Here is a 4964-nt window from a genome sequence, read left to right as displayed (position 1 = left end):
CTCTTGGACAGAGTGCGGGCCGATACTCCGCCTCCGGCCGTGTTGACCGCGATGTGCAGTGCTCCCAGCTGCTCGACAGCCGCCGCCAGGGTGGCCTCCACCTCTTCGCTGTCGGTGACGTTGCACGGATGAAAAGACGCGCCCAACTCCTCGGCCACGGCGGCGCCGTCCGAAGTCGGCAGATCCAGCACGGCGATCGTTGCACCCCGCTCTACTAGCCGTTCGGCGGTCGCCCGCCCCATGCCCGACGCGCCTCCGACGATCACCGCGGCGCTGTGCTTAACCTTCACGCGAACCCTCATCCCTGCCTGACGTGACTACTTGATGTCCCCTTACGGGGTTGTCACTGTACATAAAAGTAGAGTGGCGCTCTACTGAGATGATCGATCACATGTCCGGAACTGTTACGGTCGTCGTCAATGCAGCCCGTTGTGAACCGGAGGTGTGATGACTGAGCCCGGCCCGGCCGAACCGGTGGTGCGGCCACTACCCCAGCCGAGTATTAGCAGCGAACCGTTCTGGGCTAGTGGAGCCGACGGGTGGCTGCGGATCGCCCAGTGTCAGGTCTGCCACCGGTATCACCACCCGCCGCAGCCGATATGCCCGCAGTGCCACAGCGTTGATGTGGCGATGACGCCGGTGTCGGGACGCGCGACGGTCGCCGGTTTCACCGTGAACCATCAGCAATGGCTGCCGAGATTCGCGCCGCCATACGTGGTCGCAGTCGTCGCCATTGCCGAAGATCCGTCCACCCGACTAACGACGAACATCGGTGGCTGTGATCCCGATGACGTCGCCATCGGCATGCAGGTGCGCGTTGTGTTCGAGCAGCACGACGAGGTGTGGATCCCGCTGTTTGAACCCGACCCCGAGGCTTCGGGGACCGGACAAGTCCCGGGCCCACGCGACCTCACCTCGGCCGTGCGCCCGATGGTGTCCAGTAGCAAGTTCGAAGACAAGGTCGCACTGACCGGAGTCGGCAGCTCGACGATCGGACGGCGCCTCATGGTCGATCCGCTGTCGCTAACTGTGACGGCGTGCCTGCGGGCCGTCGAGGACGCGGGACTGACCTTGGCCGACATCGACGGCCTGGCCACCTATCCCGGAGGACTTGTCGGCGGGATGTCGGAGGGCGGAATCACCGCCGTCGAGGAGGCGTTGCGCCTCCAGCCCACCTGGATCAGCGGTGGCGGCGAAGTCCCCGGGCCCAGCGGCAGCGTCGTATCCGCCATGCTCGCCGTCGCTGCCGGACTGTGTCGGCACGTGTTGTGCTTTCGGACCGTGTGGGAATCGACGCACACCACGCTGGCCAGAGCCGCAACGTCGCGGTCCGGGGGCAGTCGAGGGGCCTCGGGCATGTTCGAGTGGCGCGCCCCCTTCGGCGCGATGTCGGCCGCAAACTGGATCGGGGTCAACGCCTCGCACTACTTCTGGCGCTACGGTGGCGACCGCGCCTCGACGTTGGCACCCATCGCCCTGACCGCGCGCGCGAACGCCATCCGCAATCCGGCCGCGATCTACCGCGACCCGCTGACCCTGGATGACTACCTGTCGGCGCGGATGATCAGCTCGCCGTTCGGCCTCTACGACTGCGACGTACCGTGCGACGGGGCGATCGCGGTGATCGTGTCCTCGATCGACACGGCCGCCGACCGGCCGAATCCACCGGTCCTGGTCGAGGCGGTGGGCACCCAGGTCGTCGACCGGATCTCCTGGGACCAGGACACGCTCACCCACGAGCCGCAGGTCTTTGGGCCGGCCGCGCACCTGTGGACCAGGACCGATCTGCGCCCCGACGACGTCGACGTCGCCGAACTCTACGACGGATTCACCTTCAACGCCGTCTCCTGGCTTGAAGCGCTGGGGTTCTGCGGCCTCGGAGAGGCCGCCGACTTCCTCGACGGCGGAAGGACCATCGCACTGGACGGGAAGTTGCCGCTCAACACCCACGGCGGTCAGCTCTCGGCTGGGCGGACCCATGGGTTCGGCTTCCTGGCGGAAGCGATGGCGCAACTCCGCGGTGAGGCGGCCGGTCGCCAGGTCGACGGTGCCCAGGTCGCGGTCGTCACCACCGGTGGCGGCACTCCGGGGGGAGCCCTACTGCTGCGACGAGACAACTAGCCGAGGACGGACCGATGAAGTTGGACTGCTCGTTGGTTGGCCCAGGCACGTGAGCTCTCGCGTTCGGAATGGACTGCAAGATCCACCGCCGAGGTAAGGACTTGAGGACTTGCCCTCTGCGACAAACGAATCCGATCGCTGACGCGGTCACTCATCGCCAACTAGAAAGTTGAGAGCAAGTGTGCGCAGAGTAATCCAATTCTCCACTGGCAACGTTGGGCGGCATTCGTTGCGAGTAATCATCGGTAGGCCAGATCTAGAACTGGTCGGCGTACATGCCGCCAGTTCCGCGAAGATCGGTCGGGATGCAGCTGAGCTCTGCGGGCTGGGCCAACCGACGGGCATCATCGCCACCGACGATGTTGATGCCCTGGTAGACCTCGGCGCCGATTGCGTGGTCTATACAGCTCAAGGCGAGACTCGGCCGATGGAGGCGATCGACCAGATGGCCAAGTTTCTGGCGGCGGGCACCAACGTCGTCGGAACCTCAATGGTCTGGCTAGTCACTCCTCACCATGTCGAAGACTGGTTGCGGGTGCCGTTGGAGCACGCCTGTGAGGCCGGCGATACCTCCCTTTACGTCAACGGAATCGACCCGGGCTTCTCTGGCGATACGTTGGTGCATTCTGCAGTCAGCCTGAGCACCCGCGTCTCTTCGATCACCGTGCAGGAGATTTTCGACTACGGAAACTATGATGATGCCGAGTTCACAGGGGCCGGAATGGGTTTCGGAATGGCTCCGGACCACGAAACGCCGATGCTATTGCTGCCCGGGGTCATTGTGTCGATGTGGGGCGGTCAGGTGCGCAGGCTGGCGGACAATCTCGACATCGAACTCGACGAAGTGCGCCAGCGCGCCGAACGCTGGTTCACACCGAACCGCATTGACTGCACGATGATGACGGTGGAGCGGGGACAGATGGCGGCGGTTCGGTTGCCGCCGAGGGCGTCCGTGACGCCAAACCGGTGATTACCATCGAGCACGTTTCTAGGCTCACCTCCGCTGCAGCGCCCGACTGGGAGTTCCCGCCCGACGGTCATACCGGCGTACACCGTGTCGTCGTGGAGGGCGAACCACGAGTGGAGATGAACACTCACGTCTCTCATCCAGATCTCGATTCCAGTGACGCTGGCTGCATCTCGACGGCGGGTCGGGCGATCAATGCGATCGACTGGGTGTGCCGCGCACCCAAAGGATTGATCGATGTCGAGGACATTCCCCTGTCAGTGACCATGCGCGGCCTGATGTGGAACGAGCGTCCACAGCGTTGACAGCGGCGACCGCCTAGGCGAGCAGGCGGCGGCCACCGAACTGGCGGGCCAGCCAGTCCGCGCTGTCGCGTGCAGCGGTCTGGGCGATAGCGGTGTCGGCGAACATGTCGAATCCGTGCACGGCGCCGGCGTAGACGTGTAGTTCGGTTGGTACGGCCGCCCGGCACAGTCGCGCGGCGAAATCGATCGACTCGTCGCGCAGACAGTCTGCAGTGCCGACACCGATGAATGTCGTTGGTAGGCCACTCAGTTCAGTGGCCCGGGCGGGCGCTGCGTCCACTGGCACGTCGTCGGTGCCGTGGCGCTCGCCGAGATAACTGCGCCAGCCGAACGCGTTGGATTCGCGACTCCATATCGGCAATCCCTCGAGTTGGCTCGACACGGTGAGGCCGCGGTCGTCGAGCATCGGATACTCCAGGTATTGGAACGCCAGCGGGACATCCGCATTCGCGCGCCACCGCAAGGCAAGGCCCGCGGCCAGTCCACCGCCCGCACTTCGTCCACCGACGCCGATCCGCTGTTTGTCGACGCGCAGTTCGTCGGCATGGTCGACGATGAAGCGCAACCCGGCCTCACAGTCGTCCAGCGGCGCTGGGTAGGGCGAATCGGGGGACAGCCGGTACTCGACGCTTACACAGACGCAGCCCAACCAGCGGCACCACTCGATCAGGCGGGCGTCGTCCATGTACCGGTTGCCGATCACCATCCCGCCGCCGTGCATCCAGTACAGAACAGGCGGCATGTCGACGGGGTCGACGGGTCGCAGAACGGACAGCGCAACGGCGCCGGCTTCGGTCGTCAGCTCGACACGCTCGACGTCGGCTGCGGACTGCGGTTCGAACATGGTCCCCGCGCGCATGGCGGGAATGTTCGCGGCCGAGAATTCGAAATCGGGGAATCCGCGGAGACTTTCGCTGAGCTCCGGGTCGATCCAGTCCGTTCTGGTCAGCGCCATCAACTTACTCCCATCATGTGCTTGCCTGCGCCCACGAGTCCGCCGTCGACGCGGAGGTCGCAACCGGAGATGAATGCCGCGGCGTCGGACTCCACGAAGGCGACCGCGGCGGCGATGTCCTCGGGGCGCCCCGGCAGCGGTCTGTCCGGGCGTTTGACCGGCGTCACCTCGATCATCATCGGAATGATGGGCTGACGGTCCAGTTCCAGCCTGCCCATCGGTGTGTCGATCAGGCCGGGAGAGATGGACACCGCACGTCCGCGTTTGGCTCCCCATGGCGCGGCCAGCCTTTCGGCCAGCCGGATGACCCCGCGTTTGGCAAGGACGTAGGCCGTGGCACTGTCGAGCGATTGGCCCAGGGCCTGCTCGACTGCGGCGAGGAACCCGTCGGCCAGCGGATCGTCGAGCAACAGTTCGACCGCGGCGGGCACGTCGCTGTATGCGGCGATCGAGCTGATCAGGATCGCTGAACTGCCGGGGTTGGCGAGGGGAAGCAGGGCGTCGGTGATGCGCACCGAGCCCGCCAGGTCGACGTCCAGCACCGTGGCCGCATCGGCCATTTCCGGTGAGACACCCGCGGTGTGCACGAGGCAGCGCAGCCGGCCCATGGCGGCTA

Annotated in this window: 4 protein-coding genes and 1 pseudogene; 2 read left to right on the top strand and 3 right to left on the bottom strand. The window is 65.6% G+C overall.

The features are described 5' to 3' along the window. The coding region (locus QOD90_RS14785; protein ID WP_526350939.1) for an SDR family NAD(P)-dependent oxidoreductase at positions 1-290 on the bottom strand (290 nt) is incomplete at its 3' end. Between the two features lie 157 nt (positions 291-447). On the opposite strand from QOD90_RS14785, the gene QOD90_RS14780 reads away from it, so the two are divergent. After that, positions 448-2121: a thiolase C-terminal domain-containing protein gene (locus QOD90_RS14780; RefSeq protein ID WP_526350937.1), complete on the top strand. Its 1674-nt coding sequence runs from the start codon at positions 448-450 to the stop codon at positions 2119-2121. 181 nt (positions 2122-2302) lie between these two features. Beyond that, positions 2303-3393 (top strand): annotated as a pseudogene (locus tag QOD90_RS14775) (NAD(P)H-dependent amine dehydrogenase family protein). A gap of 13 nt (positions 3394-3406) precedes the next feature. On the opposite strand, the gene QOD90_RS14770 reads toward QOD90_RS14775, so the two are convergent. Beyond that, positions 3407-4348, bottom strand: a complete 942-nt coding sequence (locus QOD90_RS14770) for an alpha/beta hydrolase (protein WP_526350935.1) — start codon at positions 4346-4348, stop codon at positions 3407-3409. Beyond that, positions 4348-4964 (bottom strand): SDR family NAD(P)-dependent oxidoreductase (locus tag QOD90_RS14765; protein WP_526350933.1); only part of this gene is annotated, 617 nt, incomplete at its 5' end. The genes QOD90_RS14770 and QOD90_RS14765, both read right to left, overlap by 1 nt.

The organism is Mycobacterium sp., assembly GCF_032161845.1.
In the GTDB taxonomy this organism is placed as follows: domain Bacteria; phylum Actinomycetota; class Actinomycetes; order Mycobacteriales; family Mycobacteriaceae; genus Mycobacterium.
The sequence above is the reverse complement of the archived record's forward strand: the minus strand, read 5'-3'. Positions and strand labels throughout refer to the sequence as shown.